Here is a 21,066-nt window from a genome sequence, read left to right as displayed (position 1 = left end):
AGGCCGTCATCGGCGCCGTCATGCATAAGCTGGCGCATTTCATTTACGGCGTCATCAAAACAAACAAGCCCTTTGACCCCAATTACCTGGCGAAAGGGCTTGCTATTCAAGACGGTATCTGACCCCGAATTAATGCCCCCAGAAACGCACCTGTCCCTGTAAGGACACGGTGCCGTTGATATTCAGGCTGCCGAGATTACCCGTTACCGGCGCGCTCGGATCGTTCTGCACACTCAGCGATTCGAAGCCGAAGTTGGTGTAGCGCACATAGCCCGGCAGCCCGATCGCGATATAGTCGCCGCCGCCATCAGTGCGCGTCTGCACGCCCAGGTTGACGGCGAACATATCCACCGCCCCCCGCACGTTCCTGAATACGATGTAGCGATTCTGCCCGCCGCCACTGAAGCCCAGCGACAAGCGGCTGTCGCTGACCGCCCCCACCAGCGTCGGATCATTCAGCACCACATGCGCCGCAAAGCTGATGCCATCGCCGCCGCGCACCTGCGAAAGTTCCTGGTCATCCAGCGCCCGCAACTCGCCCGCCTGCGCCACGCCCATCCCCATCAGCAAGCACAGCAAGCCGCGCCTCATTGCTTGAACTTGATATCAAGATACTGGATCTGAATCGATCCAATGCGCGACGAGCCCAGATCTACCGTCGGCTGCCCCGGACTTACGAACGAAATATTGTCCACCGCAATGCTGCCGGCCGCCGCCTGTCCACTGCCGTAGCGCGCATCCGGCCAGTCGATGCCGATATGCAGGCGCGGGCCCGACTCATCATTCAAGGCATTGATCACCGCCGGCTGCGACGCCACATTGGCAATCGCCCACGCGCCGCCATCCGCGCCGCCGATGTGGATGCCGCTCAACACCATCGCCTCGGTCGCATCGTCGCGGCCGCGCGGCTGGAACGACAGCTGCCCGATATCCAGCTTCAGCGCCGCGCCGAACGCGATGCCGTCATTCACCTGCGGCGTGGTGAACTGCAGGCCGCCGCCCGTCAGCACCATATCCTTGACCACCACACTGCCCTGCTCGCGCACCACGCCATTGGCGCCGACGCCCCAGTCATACGCCATTTGCCAGCGCTGCTCGCCATTTGCATTGACCGGAAACGCGATGTTGATCACATCCGCCAGCCCCGGCGCACCGGGCACGATATCCAGCCGGAACGGATCGGAAAACAGCAACAGGCTATCGCTGCGCGACGCTGCAAATTTTTCCGCGTACAAGCTGGCGCCGGTCGGCGTGGTGTAGGTGACGCGTGCATCGCCGCTCATCGCAAAGCCGTTCAGGTCGAAGCTGACGCCGTCACGTCCGCGCACCGACGACAGTATGCTATCGCTCAACGGCTCCATCGCGCCGGCAGACGCAACCACCATCAGCAACAAGCCAGGCAGCGTCCTCATCAACGCCCCTTCGGCAAGTTGGGCGGCGTAATGCCGCTGGTATTCAGCGCCTGCAATTTATCGCGCCAGTTCAGCCACACGCCGGCCTGCGCCGGGTCGGACGGCGGCAGGCCCGCCGCCGTTGGAAACTGCACCGCCGTCTTCAGCATGGACACCCAGAAATCCCGGCTGCCGCCGCTGGCGTCGCCCGCCGTCACGCCGCCCAGCTGCGCCAGCGACAGGCACGCGCCGCTGCACGCACCGTCCCAGCGCTTGCCGCCCAGCGCGTCGGTGCGCGAGTCGAGCACCAGCACGCTGCCGTCGGCCGCCGTGCCGGTTACGCGCATCGAGCCAGACAGGGTCTTGATCTGCAAGCCGATATCGCCGCTGATCGTCTCAAAGCCATAGCGCATGCCGATCGCCTCGCGCGACGCGCCATCGGCGGCGTTCTTGTACACAAATTCGAAATAAGGATTACTGATCTGCACCAGGCGCTGCGCCTCGGTGCCGTCGCTGCGGCCGAACTGCATCAGCGAGATGTCGAGATCGGCGCCGCCGCCATTGCGCGGCGCGTAGGCGTACTGGCCCAGCCGCATATTGCGCAGGTTGGCGCTCAGCGAAATATCCGCCTCCAGCGAGACCTTGCTGAAATCGTATCCGCCCAGGCTGGTATTGGTCATCGCGACGATGCCCTGGCCGTGAATACTTGACAGTTCGTCTTCGCTCATGGGCTGCATCTGGGCCGAGGCCGCGTGCATGCCGCACAGAAGGGCCAGGCCCGGCAGCAGCCGGCGCAATGTGGGGAAAGTCATGTGGGAAAAAGCGGCGGTCCCGGTAGGAACCGCCGTCGCTCAGCCGATAAATGAGATTAGTGAGCGAAGATCCACACGGTGGTACCGCGCATATCGATCTGGTTCATGGCGACCGAGCCGAACGACGCGGCGCTGTTGCCCATCTTGATCGCGTCAACCGACACGTTCAGGTAGTGACCATCGGCCACCACGCTTTGCGGGATGGCGATCTGCACCACGTCGCCGCCGGTGGCCGGGTTGTAGAAGGTGCCTGGATTGGTCACGCCAGCGGCGCCGGCAGCCTGCAGGAACGAGGCTTTCGACAGGATGTCGATGTTGGCGGCGATCAGGCCATTGACCTTGATGCCGTTGAACGATACCGAACCGCCGCCCAGGCCGTTGGCGTCGAGCGCATCGGTATCGGTGTAGGTGAAGGAGTCAATTTTGATGTTCAGGTTGGCGGCGATCGACACGCCATCCTGGCCGCTGACGGTGCTCAGTTCAGCGTCCTGGATCGGGGTCATGGCCGAGGCCGAAAAGGCCAGGGTTGCCAGAGCTGCTGCGACTGCGGTTTTGATGGTTTGCATGGAATCAGTCTCCTAAATATTTATGTTTGGGTTATGTTTTTTTGGTTACCGCGACAACCATCTTAGGGTGCCGCTACTGCCAGCGCCATGACGCACCAAGCCAAGCTACATGCGTCACGAGCCGCCGCGCAATCAGTGCGCGAAGATCCACACGGTGGTGCCGCGCATGTCGATCTGGTTCATCGCTACCGAGCCGAACGAGGCAGCGCTGTTGCCCATCTTGATGGCGTCAACCGACACGTTCAGGTAGTGACCATCGGCCACCACGCTTTGCGGAATGGCGATCTGCACTACGTCGCCGCCGGTGGTGGCGTTGTAGAACGTGCCAGGATTGGTCACGCCGGCAGCGGTCGCCGCGGCCAGGAAGGAGTTGCGCGACAGGATGTCGATATTGGCCGCGATCAGGCCGTTGACCTTGATGCCGTTGAACGACACCGAACCGCCGCCCAGGCCGTTGGCGTCCAGCGCGTCGGTATCGGTGTAGGTGAACGAGTTGATCTTGATGTTCAGGTTGGCCGCGATGGAGACGCCGTCCTGGCCGCTGACGGTGCTCAGCTCGGCGTCCTGGATCGGGGTCATGGCCGAGGCCGAGAAAGCTGCGGTGGCGAGGGCGGCGGCCAGAATGGTTTTGATGATCTGCATGTGGGTATCTCCGGTTATGGTTGGTTTTTTTCGTAAAACTCTTAATATTTGACTATTAATTAAAAACAATCTTATGAGTCGTTGCCGCCACGGGTCCAGTTTGTCGCGCTGACCGCCAAAGCCAACCGCTTGGCCCCGGGAGCCAGCAGAGCGACGCGGCGGTTACGGCACTGTTGCGCGCGATAGCATAAGTTGCAGAACAAAACCTAGAGTCATATTTCTAAAAAAGTAGCTGCGATGGCAAGCCCAAACATGCGTTAATAAATTACAAAAATGAAAAGACGAGTTGCCGCTTAAATAAAGCACGACCGTACTAATCTAGAATAACGGAGACAGCATGAACACAACAACGGGGCGCCCGACGCCTCTGGGCGGAGCGCACGCCAGCGCTTCGCCAGCCGACACTTTTTCGCGCGCCCGCGCAAGAGGCTAGCCCATGCTGATGCTATTGCTGGGTGTGGTCGCCGTGCTGATCGGCGGCGCCGGTGTCATGTCCCGACACGAACCGCAGGACCGGCCCAGGAGCCAGTTCGAGATGCCGCAAACGCAGCTGGGCGGCGGCGGCTATGTGCAGTCGGTGCAGATGGAGCCGTTCTCCGAGCTCAAGTACAAACACATCGTGCGTCAGGCCTTCGACTACAGCTGCGGCTCGGCCGCGCTGGTCACCATCCTCAACTACCACCTGGGCGTAATGGTCAACGAACAGCAAGCCATGGAAGGCATGCTGGACAAGGGCGAGAAGGACAAGATCATCGAGCGGCGCGGCTTTTCGCTGCTGGACATGAAGCGCTACGTCGGCTCGATGGGCCTGTCCGGCGCCGGCTTCAAGGCCGAGATCAGGGACTTGCAGACGCTGACCGAACCGGCCATCGTGCCGATCGACTACGCCGGCGCCAAGCACTTCGTGGTGCTGCGCGGCATCCGCGACGGCGTGGTCTACCTGGCCGATCCCTCGGCCGGCAACATCGTGTTTTCGGTCGAAGAGTTTGCCCGCTGGTGGGACAAGAACACCCTGTTCATCATCTCGCCGGCCAAGGGCCAGGCGCCGCTCGGCCAGCTGGCGCTCAACGACCAGGAACTGGGCGTGGTCGACATGGACCGCGTGACCGGCAAGGGCCGCCAGGAAGCGCTTAGCAACAGCGCCCTGCTGCTGATGCGCGCCGTCAATTCCGGCGCGGCCGGCACCTGGATGCACCGTAACTAACCCCCTCCCCAGCGCACTCACTCTCACAAGGAAGCCGATATGATGTTCCGTACCACTGCTATTGCCGTCGCCGTTGCGCTGACCGCGACCTCTGCCCTCGCCCAGCAAACGCCGGCCGCCACCACCGCGACCACCGCCGACGCGCGCGACGCGCTGGCCAAGAAGGAAGGCGAAGGCGACCAGAGCGCGCTGCTCAAGCAGACCCTGACCGCCGTCGACAAGCAATACTCGCTGATCCGCACCGGCCAGATCGCGCTCAACTATGACCTCAGCTACAGCTACGTCGGCGAGGAGCGCATCGTCACCGACATCGCCAACGGCAATGCCACGCTGTTCAACATCGAAAACAACAACTCGCACACGGTCACCAACACGCTGTCGGCCGACTACGGCCTGCGCGACAACCTGACCACCAACCTCACGCTGCCGCTGATCTCGCGCTATGCCGACACGGCCGCGCGCAGCGGCATGTCCAACTCGCTGGGCGACATCAGCGCAGGCGTGCGCTGGCAGCCGTTCGAGGCGCGCCGCGACACGCCGAATCTCACCGTGGTCAGCAACGTGCGCCTGCCGACTGGCCGCAGCCCGTTCAAGATCATCGCCGGCACCGGCGAAGCCACCGGCAGCGGCGTCGGCGCGCTGACGGTCGGCCTCAACGTCAACAAGATCGTCGATCCGGTCGCGCTGTTCGGTTCGCTGAACTACACGGTCAGCGCGCCGGCCAAGGACCTGTGGCAGATCAACGGCTCGCGCATCCTGACCCGCGTGCAGCCCGGCAGCAGCTTCGGTTTCGGCGTCGGCTTCGCCTATGCGCTGTCGTACGGCATCTCGACCACCGTCTCATTCCAGGAAGCGATTTCGGCCGGCTCCAAGCTGCGCTTTGCCGATGGCCTGGAGGCCAAGACGCATATGCAGACCTCGGGCATCCTCAACCTGGGCCTGGGCTACCGCATCTCGCCCAAGACCACGGTCAACTTCTCGGTCGGCATCGGCGTCACGCCGGATTCGCCGAACCTGGTGGTCGGCATGAACATTCCGCTGAGCCTGTAATGATGCGCCGTCTCGCCATCGCCGCCGCCGTGGCCTGCGCGTTTGCCGCGCCGGCCCATGCTGCGCTGACCGAAAACCTGACCACCAGCGTGGTGGCCATGGCGATGGGCAATGCCGTGACGGCCGATCCGCCCGGCATCCAGTCGATCCACTTCAATCCGGCCGGCCTGGCGCGCCTGACGGGCGACAGCGAAAGCATCCACAACTTCGTGGCGTCGATCCGCACCAGCGCCAGCTTCACGCCGGGCCAGGGTTTCGACGTCGGCGGCTGGCGCGACGATCCGCTGTCCAACACTTCCACCGGACCGGTGCGGCAAATCATGTACGTGCCCGGCTACGGCATGCCGGGCTGGCGCCTGCCGGCGGTGGCCGTGCCCGGCATCGGCATGGCGTGGAACAAGGCCGGCTCGCCGTGGACCTTCGCCACCGACAGCTATATGGCGCAGGCGATGAGCCTGGACCGCACCACCGATCCCAACGATCCCGGCCAGTACCAGGGCCGGCAGTTGCAGATCCAGCGGCTGGTGTACGCCGCGCCGTCGGTCGGCTACAAGTACTCGGACACGCTGCGCTTCGGCGTCTCGGTGCCGATCGCGCACGCGGCGTTTGTGGTCGACACCAATATGCGCTTCCCCAACGAATTGCTGGGCGTGTTCGGCCAGCTGCAAAAAGGCTGGTGCCCGGAAGACGGCGGCAACATCATCGACGTGTTCGGCTTTGGCGTGTGCGGCGGCGGCAAGGACGGCATGGTCAGCCCGTTCAAGAAGGCGGCCAATATGCGGGTGGAACTGACGTCGCCATTCGATCCCACCATCAACTTCGGCGTGCTGTGGGAACCATCGCCCAAGCTGGCGATCGGCGCGGTGTACCAGGGCGGCTCGAAAACCCACTACACCGGCAACTACGTGTTCACCACCGATCCGATGCTGCGCAACTTTGTGCGCGGCATGAACGCCAGCCTGCTGGGACCGATTGCCGGCGCGGTGCTGGGCTTTCCGTCGTCGATTCCGGCCGAGCAGAAGGGCAATATGAGCGCGACCATTCCCTTCCCTGCCCACCTGCAGGTCGGCATCAAGCTCAAACCGGTGAAATACATCCAGCTGAACGTGGACGCCAGCTATGCCCGCTGGAGTGAATGGGATGCGCTGCGCTTCCAGTTCGACCAGAGCGTCAAGCTGCTGGAGGTGGCGCGGCTGTACGGCATCCCGGATTCGGGCAAGCTGGTGATCCCGCGCGGCTACAAGAGCGTGGTCAACTTCGCCTACGGCCTGCAACTCAATCCGATCGACCGGCTGTCAATCCGGCTCGGCTTTGAGCCGCGCAAGAGTTCGGTCCCGACCGACAAGATCGACCTGCTGGCGCCGCTGCCCGATACCAAACTGCTCAGCGCCGGCATCGGCTTCAAACTCAACAAGAACACCGACATCAACATCACCGGCTCGTACATGACCGGCAAGTTCAATGCGCCGGCCAACACCAGCTGCAATATGAACTGCAACACCTTCCTCAACATCATCTACAACCCGTATGCGGGACAGGACGTGCGCGGCGACATCCACGTCCGTTATTTTGGTTTTGAAATCAACAAGCGTTTCTGATCTGGAGGAGCACATCATGAGAAAAATAAAACATCAACTGGCCTTGCTGACGTTGAGCGCAGCCTGCCTGCACGCGTACGCGGCGCCGGTCTCGCCATCCAAGCAGGCGCTGGTGGACCACGTGCTGAAGCTGTGGAACATCGACAACATCGGCCAATCGATGCTGCAAGTGCCGGTGGCCGACGCCGTGCAGCAAGCGCGCGCCATGCTGCAAGGACGCGCCGCGCCGGACAAGCGCGATGCGGCCATGAACGACATCGTCGGCGAAGCCAAGCAATTCATGAACGAAGCCACGCCGATCACCCGCGCCAGCGCGGACAAGCTGATCCCCACCACCATCGCGCCGATGCTGGCCGAACGCTACACCGAAGAAGAACTGAAGCAGCTGATCGCCATCCTGGAGTCGCCGGTCAAGAAAAAGTTTGAAGCCATGCTGCCGGAAATGCAGAAAACCCTGGGCGAAGGCGTGGCGGCCGATACCCGTCCGGTGATCGATCCCAAGCTGCAAGGCTTGAAGGAAAAAATTGGCCTGCGCCTGCGCGCTGCGGTCACGCCATGACGTACTCGTCCGCCCTGCATCTGGTGCGCGGCGTGAAATCACGGCTGGCGCAATCCGGCGTGCACGCTGATGCGCTGTTCCAGCAAGCCGGCCTGGACGAAGGCGACGGCCTGGCGTGCGATGCGCTGACGCTATCGGACAAACTGAGCCACCTGTGGGAACTGCTGGTGGCGCAATCGGGCGATCCGCTGATCGGCCTGAAAATCTCGGCGCCGCACCGGCTCGGCTGGCTGGGCGTGATGGGCCACATCATGCTGGTATCGCCGACGGTGCAAAGCTCGATCGAGCGCTTCCAGGGTCACACCCGCGTCGGCCTGCTGCTGCCCGGTGCGCGGCGCGACGTGCCACAGCAACGCTACGACTTCGTCTGGTGCGTACTGCTGCGCTCCCTGCGCTGCGCTGCCGGCCGCGACGACGTGGCGCCGGTGGTGGTGGAATACGCGTTTCCGGAACCGGCCAACGCCCGCGCGTATGAAGACACCTTCGGCTGCCCGGTGCGCTTTGCCATGCCGCACAACGTCATGGAATTTTCCGATACCGACCTGGTCGCCGCGCTGCCCGCCAATCCGCCACTGATGAACGGCGGCGGCGAACAGGTGCTGGCCTCGCTGGCGGCCGCCGAACCGCCGACCTTCAGCGCCAAGGTGCAAACCTTGCTGGCCAGCCTGCTGCCGAAAGGCCCGCCGCACCGCGACGACGTCGCCGCCCAGATGATGATGAGCGAACGCACCTTGCAGCGCCGGCTGGCCGAGGAAGGCACCAGCTTTACCAACCTGGTCGACGACACCCGGCGCGAACTGGCGCGGCAGTCGCTGAGCGCGGGTGAACTGTCGTTGAAGATGCTCAGCTTCCAGCTGGGCTTCTCGGAGCCCAGCGCGTTTTACCGGGCGTGCAAACGCTGGTTCGGCATGGCGCCGTCGGACATCCAGCATAAAAAAGGAGACAGCCATGGGATGGCTAACAAGCAATCAGAATAAATCGTTGCTGGGTCAGTTGCTGGTCAAACAAAAGCTGATTACCGAAGAACAACTGGCCAGCGCCATCGCGCTGCAACGGCAGACCGGGCAGCGGCTGGGCGACATCTTCGCCGAGCTCAACCTCATCACCCATCAGCACATCGAAGACGCGCTGCGCAAGCAACGACGGCTGCGGCTGGCGGCAGCCATCGCCACCTCGTTGCTGGCGCCGATGGAAACCTACGCCGCCACCGCACTGCCGGCCGCTGCCATGACGACCAGCGCGCCCACCACCCGCGCGCTGCGCGCGCTGAGCGAAGAAGAACTGGGCGACACCTCGGCCCAGGGCCTGAGCGACGACCTGGTCAATGCCGTTAAACACGCCAGGAGCAACAACCTGGAAGTGGTGGGCGACATCAGCAAATTGCTGAACCCGGTGCTAGGTTTCCTCGAAGCCGACACCAGCATGAAAAACGTCGTCTACGACGCCAGCAAAGCCGCCGCGACGCTCAACAAGGACGGCAGCCTGACGCTGAACCTGCCGTCCTCCATCGGCGAAATCGCCTTCAACAACATCCGCGTGCGCGGCACCGAAGGCAGCAGCTTCGGCAGCATCTCGATCAAAGGCATCGACCTGACCGGCACCACCATCACCCTCGGCTTCCATTAATCCGGGGTCAGGTCTCCCATTTCTACACGAGCTGATCCGGATAGCGGCTGAGGCCGTGTTGAAATGTGAGACCTGCCCCCGGGCTTATTAGTTGCGCGGGACGGCGAAGGCGTCGCCGGCTTTCCATTCGGGTAGCTTGGCGGCGTTGGCGATCAGGCGGCCGAGGTTGAGCGTGTATTGGGCGGTTTGCACCATGCCCGACAAGTCCCAGCTGGCATCGTATTCGTCGCTGACCTGGTGGTAACGCTTGCCGTAGGCTTGCGCCTTGGCTTTCGCTGCTTCCGGATCTTTGATGTAGTCACGGCCCGATGAGATCGAAAACGCCGGCACGCCATTTTTCGCAAAGTTGAAGTGGTCGCTGCGGAAGTAGCCGCCGGCCAGGTCCGGCTTGGCGGCCGCGATCTGCATGCCCATCGCCTTGGCCGCCGTTTCCGCCAGCTTGCCCAGCTCGGTACGTTCACTGCCTTGCGTGCCGATGTCGCGCGTGGCGCCGACGAAGTTCAGGCTGTCCAGATTGAGGTTGGCCGCCGTCCTGGTCAACGGCCATAGTGGCGACGACGCATACGCGGCGCTGCCCAGCAGGCCTTGTTCTTCGGCCGCTACCCACAGGAACATCTGGCTGCGCCTGGCCGGGACGCGTTGCGCCTCCGCCGCCATCGCCAGCAAGGCCGCCGAGCCGGAGGCGTTGTCTACCGCGCCGTTGAAAATCGTATCGCCACTGTCGCCCTGCTTGCCCAGATGATCCCAGTGCGCGCTGTAGATGACGACTTCATCCTTCAGCTTCGGATCGGTGCCCGGCACTACCGCCGCCACGTTAAATTGTTCGACCTTGCGCACTGCCGCTTTCATCTCGCCGTTCAGCTTGGCGGCCAGCGGCACCGGCTTGAAGTCTTTCTTCTCGGCAGCCGCACGCAATGCGTCCAGATCCTGACCAGCAGCGGTGAACAGCGCGCGCGCCGTGTCGTCCGTCATCCAGCCTTGCAGCGGCGTGCCCAGCGTGCCGGCTGCCAGTTGGAAACGCTCGACGCCCGACCAGCTATTCTGGATCACGCTCCAGCCATACGACGCCGTCGGCGTGGTGTGAATCAGCAGCACGCCGGCCGCGCCCTGGCGCTGCGCTTCTTCAAACTTGTAAGTCCAGCGACCGTAGTAAGTCAGGCCCTTGCCGTTGAAACGGTTCGGCTGCTCGGCGGTCGGCTGCGGGTCATTGACCATCATGACCAGAATCTTGCCCTTCAGATCCATGCCCTTGTAATCGTTCCACTGCTCATCCGGCGCGGTGATGCCGTAGCCGACGAACACCAGGTCCGCATTGAAGTTGTGCACTGCGGTCGCATCACCCGGCGAAAACACCCAGTCCTTGCCGAAGGAAATATCGAGCGGCTTGCCGCCCGCTTCCAGCTTCAGCGTGCTGTCGGCCGGCTGCGTCTTGACGCCGGCGATCAGCACCGGCTGGCGGAAGCTGTTGCCGTTGCCCGGCTTCAGCCCCAGCGCCATGGCCTGCGCTTCCAGGTACGCCACCGTCAGGTCGCCGCCGCGTTGACCGGTGCCGCGGCCTTCCAGCAAATCGCTGGCGAGAAACTGCAGATGCGCGCGCAACGGCGCTTCCTGCACCACGGCGTTTTTGCCGGCGTCGGCGGCGTGAACGGGGAATGCCAGCGCCAGGCTCATGGCCAGCGCGGATGCTACGTAGGATGTCTTCATTGTTGTGATGTCCTGGTCAGTGGTCAGTGCGGTTTTTCCGCGCGCACATTGTATGCGATTTGCAAGCACTGCCGACCGCCGCGTTAAAATGGCGGCATGACTGCACGCACTTCCTACATCGGCCGCTTTGCGCCGTCGCCCACCGGCCCGCTGCACATCGGTTCGCTGGTGGCGGCCATGGCCAGCTATCTCGACGCCAAGGCCCATCACGGACAATGGCTGGTGCGCATTGAGGACGTCGATGTCGGCCGCAATGTGGCCGGCGCCGACCAGCACATCCTCGCCTCGCTGCAACGCTGCGGCATGCACTGGGACGGCGACGTCACCTGGCAAACCCAGCGTTATCCGCTGTACCAGCAGGCGATCGGGCAACTCGGCGACCTGGTCTACCCCTGCGGCTGCTCGCGCCGCGAAATCGCCGATTCGCAGCTCAATCTGAGCGGCCAGCAAGCGCAGGCGCTGATCTATCCCGGCATCTGCCGCGACGGCCTGGCGCCCGGCAAAGTCGGCCGCGCGCTGCGCCTGAAAGTGCCGCAATCGCCGCACTGCGTGCTCTCCTTCGAGGACCGCTGGGCCGGCCATTACAGCCAGGATCTGACCGCTGAAGTCGGCGACTTCGTGCTGCACCGCGCCGACGGCTATTGGGCCTATCAACTGGCGGTGGTGGTGGACGACGGCGCGCAAGGCATCACCGATATCGTGCGCGGCGCCGATCTGCTCGATTCCACGCCGCGCCAGCTGTACCTGCAACACGTGCTGGGCCTGCCGCAGCCAACCTATCTGCATGTGCCGGTGGTGGTCAACGACGTCGGCGAAAAACTGTCCAAGCAAACCGGCGCGCAAGCCTTCGATACCGGCGCCGATCCGCAGGTGCTGCTGCGCGACGCCATGCTGCCGGCCGCCCGCTTCCTCGGCCTGGATATACACGCGGAAACGATCGATGCCTTCTGGCGCACTGCCACGCCTGCCTGGGCGCAACTTCTGCAAACCCTGCCGCGCCAGCCGTGAAACGGTGCGCCGTATCTCAGCATTTTTTCGTACACTGAACGGATGGAAGTCGAACTCAAACTCCTGCTGGCGCCGGAACACAACGAGCTAGTGCAGCAGCATCCGCTGCTTGGTGAACCCGCGCGCGTGCAGCAACTGACGGCGCGCTATTTCGACACGCCCGACCTGCACCTGCTGCGCCACGGCGCCGGTCTGCGCGTGCGCAAGGTCGATGGCGAATGGGTCCAGACCATGAAGGCCGGCGGCAGCGTGCAAAGCGGCCTGCATAGCCGCAACGAATGGGAAGGCGTGGTCGACCGCTCGTGGCCGCGTCTCGGCAAGCTGCGCAAGCTGATCGGCGACGATCCGCAATGGCTGGCCGTGCTGGACGAGACCAATCTCAAGGAGCGGCTGGAGCCGCTGTTTCTGGTGGATGTGCAACGCCACGTATGGGATCTGGAAATCGACGGCAACCGCATCGAAGTGGCGCTGGACGTCGGCCACATCGAGCGCAAGACGCAGCGCGTGCCGGTCAACGAGATCGAACTGGAACTGAAGGACGGCGATCCGGCCGGCCTGTACGCATTCGCGTTGCAACTGCTGGAAGATATTCCGCTGCGCCTCAGCAACATCAACAAGGCCGAGCGCGGCTATATGCTGGTGCGCGACACCGGCCAGGCGCCGTTCCGCGCCAAGGCGCTGGAACTGGACGCCGACGCCACGCTATCCGACGCGCTGCCGGCGGTGCTGGGCAACTGCCTGGAGCATATTCAGCGCAACGAGCTGGCCGTGATCGACAGCGATGATCCCGAAACGCTGCACCAGATGCGCGTGGGCGTACGCCGCCTGCGCTCGGCCATCAAGCTGTTCGACCCGGTGGCGCCCTGCCCGCCGGCGCTGCAAGAGGACATCAGCTGGCTGGGTACGGTGCTGGGCGCGGCGCGCGACTGGGACGTGATGCTAACCTCCACGCTCCAGCACATCGACGTCTCGCCCGGCGGCCAGCACGGCCTGATGGAACTGCAATCGCTGGCACAGCAAACCGCGCAAGCCAAGCGGCAGGAGGCGGCGCAAGCCTTGCTGTCGCCGCGCTACACCAAACTGATGCTGACACTGGGATCGTGGATGCTGCAAACCGCGCCGTTGTTGAACGGCCCGGCCGCACAGTTCTCGCGCCAGACAATGCAGCAGCTGCACAAGTCGCTGCTCAAGCGCGCCGCCCGCATGGACGACGGCGATCCGGCCAGCGCGCACCGCACCCGCATCGCGGCCAAGCGGGGCCGCTATGCGCTGGAGTTCTTCCACGCGCTGTATCGTGACAAAAGCACGCGCACCTATCTGAAAGCGCTGGCCGCCGCGCAGGAGGAATTGGGGCAGCACAACGATCTGGTGGTAGCCGACCGCCTGCTGCAAGAGCTGGCGCAGCAGCATCCGCCAGCCGATGGCGCGATCCAGTTCGCGCGCGGCTACCTGGTGGCGCAGCAGTTGATGCAGCCGGCCGACCTGAATGCGATCAGCAGCCGCCTGCACGCGCTGCGGCTGCCACACATGCGCTGAATCAGCGGCGCGCCGGCTTGGAGGTCACGGTCCAGCTCAAAGTGCCTTTGCACTTGGCCTGCTGCACGGCGGCCAGGGCGTCATCCGCCTCGGTGCTGGCCTGCGCATATTCCTTCTGGCCGGAGATTTTGAAATGCAGCGCCGGCAAGGCCGAACTGGCGGTCTTGGACAAGGTCGGCGCAAAGCCGCGCTCCGTCAGGATCTTGCGGCAGGCGTTCATGCCGGTCAGTTCTTCCCCTTCCAGCTCGATGCTGAAGATCCAGCTTTCGACATAGCCGCGCGCGGCACGCTCCGCTTCCGGCAGCATCAGGTTGGACGGCACGGTAATGGCGGCGGCGCCGGCGGCGGCAGACAGCAAGGTGGCGCTCAACGCCAGCGCAATTCGACGATACATGGGCATTCCCTAAAAATCCGGTAAAACGCTATGGTATCAGGCCAGCAGCGGATACAGGGTGGCCACCAGCGCCAATGCCATCACCACATTGAAGATGCGCACCGAACGCGGGTTTTGCAGCACCCGCCGCATGGCCACGCCGAACAAGGCCCAGCAGCCGACACAGAAGGTGCCGATCACGCCGAACAGGCCGGCCAGCAGGCCCGCATCGCCGACGCCGAAGCCCTGCGGCAGATAGGTAGTCAGCGCCGTCAGCGACATTACCCAGGCCTTCGGGTTAATCCACTGGAAGGCAGCAGCGCTCCAGAAGCCCATCGGCTTGGACAGCGCAGCCTGGTTGGCGGTCATCGGCGCCGCGTGCGCCAGCTTCCACGCCAGCCACAGCAGATAGATCGCACCGCCATATTTGAGTACGATTTGCAGCATAGGTACCTGCTCAAACACCGCATGCAGTCCCAGTCCGGTGGCAAAAATCATAAAGGAAAAGCCGCAGGTAATGCCGAACAGATGCGGCAGCGAACGCACAAAGCCGTAATTCAGGCCCGAGGCCAGGATCATGGTGTTGTTCGGGCCGGGCGTGATGGAGCTGACGGCGACAAAGGTACACAGGGGCAGCAACAGTTCGGGCGACATGACAGTATCCGTTCGTAAGGTGTGCTTGCATTGTAAGGTCAAGTGTACTGGCATTGACCAGTACACTTAAGCAAACAGTTGCCACCACTGTATAGGTAACTTTACCGGTACGCGGCCGGACGCTTGCGCAGCTGTTTGTAAAAGCTCTCCAATTCCTTGCGCACCAGCTCCTGGCCATTTTCAATGACGAAGTCCTGGAACGACGCCGCCACCTTGGGAATCGGCTGGTCCGTCAGGTGCATGATGTGCCAATCCGCTTCCACCGGATTGTGCGCCATCGGCAGCATCGCCAGCAAGCCGGTTTCAAATTCCAGTCCGCAGGCGTGCACCGACAGGAAGCCGACGCCGAGCCCGGCCGACACCATGCGCTTGATCGCCTCGTTGCTGGACACCTCGGAACCGAATTCTGCCGCATGCCCTTCCTCGCGCAGCAGCTTTTCCACCGCCGTGCGCGTGCCCGAGCCGCGTTCGCGCACCAGCAGGTTGGCCGCCATCACGTCATTGAGCGTGATCTTTTTCTTCTTCATCAGCGGGTGCGACGGGCTGGCGACAAAGGCCATCGGGTGGCGCGCGAAGCGGGCCGCGTTGGTGCGCAGCTCGCGCGGCGGCGTGCCCATGATGGCCAGCTCGATCTCGTGCCGCGCCAGCATGTTGATGATCTCCGTGCGGTTGCCCACCTGGAGTTTGAGGCGCACGTCCGGCCGCTTGAGCGTGAACGGCACCAGCAACGGCGGCAGCAAGTGCTCCGCCGTGGTCACCGCGCCGATGCGCAGCGTACCGGAGGTGACCCCTTGCAGCGCCGCCAGTTCGTCGGTGGCCTGCTCCCACAAACGCAGGATGCGCTCGGAGAAGTCGGCCATCACCTCGCCCGCTGCCGTCAGCTGGATGTTGCGGCCGTCCTTGCGCGTCAGCGCCATGCCGGTGATCTCTTCCAGCGTGCGCAATTGCAGCGACACGGCCGGCTGGGTGAGGTGCATGGCGTCCGCCGCGCGCGACACGCTCTCGTGCCGCGCCACCAGAACCAGCGACTGCAACTGGCGGAAACTGACGTGATGCATAAGCATTCCTTATTAATTATCCAGAATCTTTAATTTTTCTTTTGTTCATTCTACCTCTATATTGAAGCCTATCTGACATCATTAAGGGGAGCGTGGCATGAGCATCGACGTGATCTTCCTGGGCCTGGACGGCGTTTTGTTCGACACCGAGGCCCTGCATCTGGCAGCCTGCAACGCGGCGTTTGCCAACGCCGGCCTGTCGATTCGCTGGACCTTGCCGGCGCTGCGCGCAGCCGCCGCCAGGCACGGCTATGCACGCGCCATCGGTTCCGCCGTCGCCACGCCGCCGCTGTCGCGCGACAAGCAACGCGTGGCCGAACTGTTCGAAGACAAGCACCGCCAGTTCCATCAGGCGATCCTGTCGCGCCCACCACAGGCGCAAGCCGCCGCGCTGGCCCTGATCGAAGACGCAGTGGCCGCCGGCTGCAAGATCTGCATCCTGACCGACTTGCCGGCGCCCGCCACCGGCGCGCTGCTGGAGCGCTACTTCGGCGCCGACGTCACCAGTTTGTTCAGCGTGGTCGCCGGCGGCGCCAGTTTCGACGGCCCGGCCGGCACTGGCCCGTATGCCTACGCGCTCAACGCCATGGGCGTGCAGCCGCAGGACGCCATCGTCATCGACACCGCCGTGCCGGCCCTGCGCGCCGCCGCCGATGCCGGCCTGTGGACCGTCTCGGTAGCGCCTTACGGCACCGACGTGGTGCGGCCACGCCAGTTCATCACCTTCGACGCCCTGCATGAACTGCAGGCCAGCCCCTACACGCCGGACCAGCAACGCCCGGCGCCGGGCCTGCACAAGGCGGCCTGAAAGCCTCCCTTCGCGGAGGTTTCAACGCTGCCAGACCGGCCTATAATCAGGTTATGACAACGATATCCTCCCTCAACCGGACCACGCCAGCCGCCGCCACTACCAATTCGGCCGCCGCCGGCGTCAACACGTCCGCATCCACGTCCACCTCCAGCGCCACCGGCAAGACAGGCACTGGTTCATCCACTGTAGTGTCGCTGGGCGCCAACGGCGCGGCGCCGGTGTCGACCAAGGCGCTGGTGTGGGAAAACCGCACCCGCAGCACCTCGGCCACCCTGATGGCGCAGAACATGGACAACGAATCGCTGGCCGGCCGCCTTAAAGGCCTGGGCGGCGAGCTGCTGAAACAGGTGGCCTACGACGGCGCGAACTTCTCGCAAACGGCGCAGGTAGCGCCGGGCGGCACCCAAGCCGATACCTACGACATGCTGGTGTCGCCGTCGCAGGTGTCGCAGCACGGCATGGGCGACAACCAGATTGCGCTCAGCATCACCACCCGCAGCGGCGCTAAGGTGGAACTGAAGCTGGATGCCGGCGATGGCAGCATCGCGGTGGAAGCGACCGTGGACGGCGACCTGACCGAGACCGAGCGCAAGGCGCTGGGCAAGCTGTCGGACGCTTTCCAGAAATCGATCGACGGCCTGACCGAAGACCCGCCGCGCATCGACCTGGCCGGCCTGACGCAGTTCGACAGCAGCGCGCTGGCGTCGGTGGACCTGAAGGGACAGGTCAAGATCAACGCCAAGGATACGCAGACGCTGGCGTTCCACGCCGATAGCAAGCAGCGCACCGTCAACTTCAACGGCCCGGCAGGCAGCGCCAAAATCGGCGTGGACCTGAGCCAGTCCGCAAGCTGGGGCAGCAAGGAACAGCAAGCCATCGCGTTGAAAAACTATCTGGGCCAGGTAGACGAAGCGGGTTCGCGTGGCCGCGGCGACAGCACCATGATCGCGATGTTCAAAGACGCCTTCACCGGCATGAACAGCGACTACGGCACACCGCCCGCCGCCGCGCCGCAAAGCATTGCGCTGGAAGACCAGGACCGGGCCATGACCACCGGGCTGGCCGACTTCACTGCCTCCTTCGCCCAGACCGAGGTGCCGTCCAATCCCGCCCGTCCGTCGGAGAAGGATACGTTTTCCTACGAGCTGTCGCAGACGACCAGCATCACCGGCACCTCGCAGATGAATCGCGGTATCTCGCAACAGCAGCAGTCGCACCTGAACGCGCATTATCACGCGCCGGTGAAAGCCGGCGCCGTACTGGCGCTGACGCTGTCGCCGCAATCGCAGAATTACAAGTACATCACCATTGACGACACGGCCAGCAGCAGCACCAGCATCGGCTACGACCAGGGCGTGCTGACCACGGCCACGCTGGAGAAGCATGCGCACCAGCTGATGGGCGTGAAGCAGTTCAGCCTTGGCAAAATGCAGAGCAACCAAAGCACGCCATCCGACAAGTCGCTGACGCGCGACCTGGTGAATATGCTGGAGCCGGAGCGCGTCGGCGAGCCAACGCTGAATAGCGCCCAGCGCGCGCAAATGCTGGAAAAGCTGAACAACCAGATCTTCCTGCAATCGAATCCGAACCTGATCACTGCATGACGACACCCGCGCACTTCGCCCTGCTGGCCCGTTACAACGCCGGGATGAACCAGAACCTGTACGACGCCGCAGCCAAACTGCCGGCAGGCGAATTCACGGCCGACCGCAAGGCCTTCTTTGGCTCGCTGGCCGGCACGCTGAATCACCTGCTGGCGGGCGACACCATCTGGCTCAAACGATTCAGCACGCACCCGGCGCAATTCCCGGCGTTGCAGGCGGCCCAGGCGCTTCCCCAGCCTTCCGGCCTGACGCACAGCTTCGGCGACGACCTGCCCACGCTGCGCGCCTACCGCGCCACGCTGGATGCCATCATCACCGACTGGATGCCGCAGATCGGCGACGCCGACCTGGCCAATACATTCGAGTACCGCAGCACGCGCGGTGACGTCTACCGCAAGGAGTTCGGCATGCTACTGCTGCACTTCTTCAATCACCAGACCCACCATCGCGGCCAGGCCAGCACCTTGCTGACGCAGGCCGGCGTCGATATCGGCGTCACCGACCTGCTGCTGTGGGTGCCGGACAGACCACCCGTTATTTAGTTTTTTTTAAGGACCTTCATGTCGCTCGCCTATCGCGCCAACGCCGATTTCGCCAAGCTGAATCACCCGATGCGGGTACCGCTGTCTGCGGAGATCCATTCGCGCCCGTTCCTGCAATTGCAGGCGCCGGAAAGCCTGACGCACTTCGCGCTGTACCTGCAACAGGACCAGCCCTCGCGCCTGAATCACCGCGCCAGCCAGCATCAGATCCTGGAGCAGCTGTGCCGCCACTACGGCGTGGCGACGCCGCATCCGCAGGCGCGCTACTTCTTCCACGATTTCGGCCGCTTCCGCCTCAAATGGGAATGCCACACCGAATTCGCCACCTACACCTTCGTCGAACGCGGCGAACCAGGCCTGGACTGCCGCGCTTCGTTCGAGCGCATGCCGCTGCAGCACGTGCCGCAGGAATGGCTGGCAGGCCTGAACGGCAAGATCATCGTCGCCGCCCACGTCCTGCTGTGCAAGGACGACAGCAGCGACGACAGCTTCGCCGAAGGCATCCGCGATCTGTTCCAGGGCAAGTCGCTGGTGGGCAGCAGCACCGGCGGCAATGCGGAAGTGTGGACCGATTTCCTGATCCAGCCGGATGGCTTCAGCCGCTTCGTTGTGCGCGACCAGCGGCTGCGCGAATTCCAGCCCGGCCGCCTGGTCGGCCGCCTGCTGGAAATCGAAACCTACCGCATGATGGCGCTGCTCGGCCTTCCGCAGGCGGAAGCCACGCAGCCGGACCTGAGCAGCATCGAGAATGAACTGGCGACGCTGACCGCGACGCTGGTCAACGATGAAGGCAACGAGGACCAGGATCTGCTGGCACGCATTACCGGCCTGGCCGCGCGGGTAGAGAAAATCTCGGTCAACAATGGCTACCGCTTCGCCGCCTCGCAGGCTTACTTCAACCTGGTGCAGGCCCGCATTCAGGAACTGCGCGAGATCCGCATCGAAGGCACTCCGACGCTGGCGGAATTCATGGGCCGCCGCCTGGCGCCGGCGATGAACACCTGCACCTCGGTGGCGCAGCGGCAGGAAGCGCTGGCCCAGCGTATCGCCCGCAGCAACGACCTGCTGCGCACGCGCGTCGGCATCGAGCAGGAACAGCAAAACCGCAAGATCCTGCAATCGCTGGACGCGCGCGCGGCCCAGCAGCTGCGCATGCAACAGGCGGTGGAAGGCCTGTCGGTGGCGGCCATCTCGTACTACACATTGGGATTGGTGGGCTACGTCGGCAAGGCACTGAAGGCCGGCAGTGTGCCGGTGAACCCGGACCTGGTGACCGGCATCGCCGTGCCGCTGGTGATCGGCGCCGTGTGGCTAGGCCTGCGCCGCCTGCATCACCAGTTGTCAGGCAGCGCTAAGCACTGAAGCGGCTCGCCAGGAAACTGGCGATGCGCGCCTGGGTCGATTCCAGGTAAGGGATATTCAGGTGATCGGAGTCCGGCACCACTTCGTCCGCATGCAATGTGGCCAGCTTCTTCACCAGCATGTCGGTGTGCGAATGCGGCACGATGTCGTCCACCGCCGCGCGCAGCACATACGCCGGCGCCTTGATCTGCTCTGCGTACTTCACCGACTCGAATTTATGCTGGAGGAAGTAGTCCACCGGCAGTGTCTTGAACTTGCGCTTGGCCAGCGCCAGGATCGAATCGTAAGGGGTAATCAGCACAATGGAATTGGCGTCGCGCTCCATCGCCACCTGCACCGCCACGCCAGAACCCAGGCTGCGGCCAACGACGGCAATCCGCTTCGGATCGACGTGATGACGTTCGCTCAGCCAGTCGAACAGCATGCGGCCGTCTTCGACAAAGTGTGCTTCGGCCGGATCGCCGTGCGAATCGCCGTAGCCGCGGTAGTTCACCGCCAGTACCGCCATGCCGGGGAACAGCTTGCCGGCGTCACGCGCCACCCACGACACCTCTTCCGACCGGCCGCCAAAATACACCACGCCCGGATGCGGCCCCGCCACCGGCGGCGTCATCAACCAGCCGGACAGGCGCGTGCCATCCTTGGCGCGCACCACGATAGGCCGGGTGCGGTGCCCCGAACTGTAAGGCTTCAGCACTTCGCGCCTGCTGCCCAATGGATTAAACAGTATCCGCTTTTGATTGGCGGCCACCGCTGCGGTTAGTCCCACCCAGAGCACACTGACGATGCCTGCCAGGCCCGCGACTTTTTTAGAATGATTCATGATTGATAGTCTACTCCCGTCCGACGACGCCGCTACATGCATATCGTATAAAATTTGCGGCGCCGTGGTATAGACCACACTTGGAGGCGATTGTCTCTTTCTCAAGGTGGATGGCGCAACCCGGTATAATCTGCGCTTCGCTT

Annotated in this window: 22 protein-coding genes; 12 read left to right on the top strand and 10 right to left on the bottom strand. The window is 63.7% G+C overall.

Annotated elements, in window-relative coordinates; genetic code table 11:
* Nucleotides 1–129 precede the first annotated feature (129 nt).
* The 5 genes from GTP55_RS04835 to GTP55_RS04815 form a co-directional block, all read right to left on the bottom strand.
* Entirely contained in the window at nucleotides 130–579 is a 450-nt protein-coding gene (locus tag GTP55_RS04835; RefSeq protein WP_229257733.1) for a hypothetical protein, read from the bottom strand.
* 8 nt (nucleotides 580–587) lie between these two features.
* Nucleotides 588–1,412 carry a hypothetical protein gene (locus GTP55_RS04830; RefSeq protein ID WP_161043823.1) on the bottom strand — a complete coding sequence of 275 codons (825 nt, stop codon included), beginning with the start codon at nucleotides 1,410–1,412 and terminating at the stop codon, nucleotides 588–590.
* Nucleotides 1,412–2,203, bottom strand: a complete 792-nt coding sequence (locus GTP55_RS04825; protein WP_161043822.1) for a hypothetical protein — start codon at nucleotides 2,201–2,203, stop codon at nucleotides 1,412–1,414. The genes GTP55_RS04830 and GTP55_RS04825 overlap by 1 nt, the downstream gene beginning before the upstream one ends.
* A 56-nt stretch (nucleotides 2,204–2,259) precedes the next feature.
* Nucleotides 2,260–2,769 carry a DUF6160 family protein gene (locus tag GTP55_RS04820; protein WP_161043821.1) on the bottom strand — a complete coding sequence of 170 codons (510 nt, stop codon included), beginning with the start codon at nucleotides 2,767–2,769 and terminating at the stop codon, nucleotides 2,260–2,262.
* 132 nt (nucleotides 2,770–2,901) lie between these two features.
* A complete protein-coding gene (locus tag GTP55_RS04815) occupies nucleotides 2,902–3,411 on the bottom strand; it encodes a DUF6160 family protein (RefSeq protein ID WP_161043820.1) in 510 nt (169 codons plus the stop codon).
* Between the two features lie 436 nt (nucleotides 3,412–3,847).
* Here GTP55_RS04815 and GTP55_RS04810 point away from each other — a divergent pair, with 436 nt between their 5' ends.
* Genes GTP55_RS04810 through GTP55_RS04785 form a run of 6 tightly spaced genes read left to right on the top strand, consistent with a single transcriptional unit; the run spans nucleotide 3,848 to nucleotide 9,448 of the window.
* Entirely contained in the window at nucleotides 3,848–4,615 is a 768-nt protein-coding gene (locus tag GTP55_RS04810) for a C39 family peptidase (protein WP_161043819.1), read from the top strand.
* Between the two features lie 39 nt (nucleotides 4,616–4,654).
* Nucleotides 4,655–5,665, top strand: a complete 1,011-nt coding sequence (locus GTP55_RS04805) for a transporter (protein WP_161043818.1) — start codon at nucleotides 4,655–4,657, stop codon at nucleotides 5,663–5,665.
* Nucleotides 5,665–7,263, top strand: coding sequence for an OmpP1/FadL family transporter (locus GTP55_RS04800; RefSeq protein ID WP_161043817.1), 1,599 nt, complete (start codon nucleotides 5,665–5,667; stop codon nucleotides 7,261–7,263). Before GTP55_RS04805 ends, GTP55_RS04800 begins: the two co-directional genes overlap by 1 nt.
* A gap of 16 nt (nucleotides 7,264–7,279) precedes the next feature.
* A complete protein-coding gene (locus GTP55_RS04795; protein WP_161043816.1) occupies nucleotides 7,280–7,822 on the top strand; it encodes a DUF2059 domain-containing protein in 543 nt (180 codons plus the stop codon).
* Entirely contained in the window at nucleotides 7,819–8,799 is a 981-nt protein-coding gene (locus GTP55_RS04790) for an AraC family transcriptional regulator (protein WP_161043815.1), read from the top strand. The genes GTP55_RS04795 and GTP55_RS04790 overlap by 4 nt, the downstream gene beginning before the upstream one ends.
* On the top strand, nucleotides 8,771–9,448 hold the full coding sequence (locus tag GTP55_RS04785; RefSeq protein ID WP_161043814.1) for a cyclic di-GMP-binding domain-containing protein, MshE-related: 678 nt from the start codon (nucleotides 8,771–8,773) through the stop codon (nucleotides 9,446–9,448). The genes GTP55_RS04790 and GTP55_RS04785 overlap by 29 nt, the downstream gene beginning before the upstream one ends.
* An 87-nt stretch (nucleotides 9,449–9,535) precedes the next feature.
* On the opposite strand, the gene GTP55_RS04780 is transcribed toward GTP55_RS04785, so the two are convergent.
* A complete protein-coding gene (locus tag GTP55_RS04780; RefSeq protein ID WP_161043813.1) occupies nucleotides 9,536–11,152 on the bottom strand; it encodes a M28 family peptidase in 1,617 nt (538 codons plus the stop codon).
* 96 nt (nucleotides 11,153–11,248) lie between these two features.
* Between GTP55_RS04780 and gluQRS the strand changes: the two genes are divergently transcribed.
* Both gluQRS and GTP55_RS04770 read left to right on the top strand, forming a co-directional pair.
* Entirely contained in the window at nucleotides 11,249–12,160 is a 912-nt protein-coding gene (gene gluQRS, locus GTP55_RS04775; RefSeq protein WP_161043812.1) for a tRNA glutamyl-Q(34) synthetase GluQRS, read from the top strand.
* A 42-nt stretch (nucleotides 12,161–12,202) separates the two neighbouring features.
* Nucleotides 12,203–13,696: a CYTH and CHAD domain-containing protein gene (locus tag GTP55_RS04770; RefSeq protein ID WP_161043811.1), complete on the top strand. Its 1,494-nt coding sequence runs from the start codon at nucleotides 12,203–12,205 to the stop codon at nucleotides 13,694–13,696.
* A 1-nt stretch (nucleotide 13,697) separates the two neighbouring features.
* On the opposite strand, the gene GTP55_RS04765 is transcribed toward GTP55_RS04770, so the two are convergent.
* The 3 genes from GTP55_RS04765 to GTP55_RS04755 all read right to left on the bottom strand — a co-directional run bounded on the left by GTP55_RS04765 (nucleotide 13,698) and on the right by GTP55_RS04755 (nucleotide 15,781).
* Nucleotides 13,698–14,090: a hypothetical protein gene (locus tag GTP55_RS04765; protein ID WP_161043810.1), complete on the bottom strand. Its 393-nt coding sequence runs from the start codon at nucleotides 14,088–14,090 to the stop codon at nucleotides 13,698–13,700.
* 36 nt (nucleotides 14,091–14,126) lie between these two features.
* Entirely contained in the window at nucleotides 14,127–14,723 is a 597-nt protein-coding gene (locus GTP55_RS04760) for a LysE family translocator (RefSeq protein WP_161043809.1), read from the bottom strand.
* A 101-nt stretch (nucleotides 14,724–14,824) separates the two neighbouring features.
* Nucleotides 14,825–15,781: a LysR substrate-binding domain-containing protein gene (locus GTP55_RS04755; protein WP_110846991.1), complete on the bottom strand. Its 957-nt coding sequence runs from the start codon at nucleotides 15,779–15,781 to the stop codon at nucleotides 14,825–14,827.
* A gap of 97 nt (nucleotides 15,782–15,878) precedes the next feature.
* Between GTP55_RS04755 and GTP55_RS04750 the strand changes: the two genes are divergently transcribed.
* The 4 genes from GTP55_RS04750 to GTP55_RS04735 are packed head-to-tail and all read left to right on the top strand — an operon-like array spanning nucleotide 15,879 to nucleotide 20,100.
* Complete coding sequence (locus tag GTP55_RS04750) at nucleotides 15,879–16,589, top strand: HAD family hydrolase (protein ID WP_161043808.1); 711 nt, start codon at nucleotides 15,879–15,881, stop codon at nucleotides 16,587–16,589.
* 53 nt (nucleotides 16,590–16,642) lie between these two features.
* Complete coding sequence (locus tag GTP55_RS04745; RefSeq protein WP_161043807.1) at nucleotides 16,643–18,196, top strand: hypothetical protein; 1,554 nt, start codon at nucleotides 16,643–16,645, stop codon at nucleotides 18,194–18,196.
* Nucleotides 18,193–18,738 (top strand): DinB family protein, encoded by a 546-nt coding sequence (locus tag GTP55_RS04740; RefSeq protein WP_161043806.1) that lies wholly within the window; start codon nucleotides 18,193–18,195, stop codon nucleotides 18,736–18,738. The genes GTP55_RS04745 and GTP55_RS04740 overlap by 4 nt, the downstream gene beginning before the upstream one ends.
* A gap of 18 nt (nucleotides 18,739–18,756) precedes the next feature.
* Complete coding sequence (locus GTP55_RS04735) at nucleotides 18,757–20,100, top strand: DUF3422 family protein (RefSeq protein WP_161043805.1); 1,344 nt, start codon at nucleotides 18,757–18,759, stop codon at nucleotides 20,098–20,100.
* On the opposite strand, the gene GTP55_RS04730 is transcribed toward GTP55_RS04735, so the two are convergent.
* Complete coding sequence (locus tag GTP55_RS04730; protein ID WP_161043804.1) at nucleotides 20,090–20,923, bottom strand: alpha/beta hydrolase; 834 nt, start codon at nucleotides 20,921–20,923, stop codon at nucleotides 20,090–20,092. The genes GTP55_RS04735 and GTP55_RS04730 overlap by 11 nt on opposite strands.
* Nucleotides 20,924–21,066: the final 143 nt, after the last annotated feature.

The organism is Duganella margarita (assembly GCF_009857535.1).
GTDB classification, from domain to species: Bacteria; Pseudomonadota; Gammaproteobacteria; order Burkholderiales; family Burkholderiaceae_D; genus Rugamonas; species Rugamonas margarita.
The sequence above is the reverse complement of the archived record's forward strand: the minus strand, read 5'-3'. Positions and strand labels throughout refer to the sequence as shown.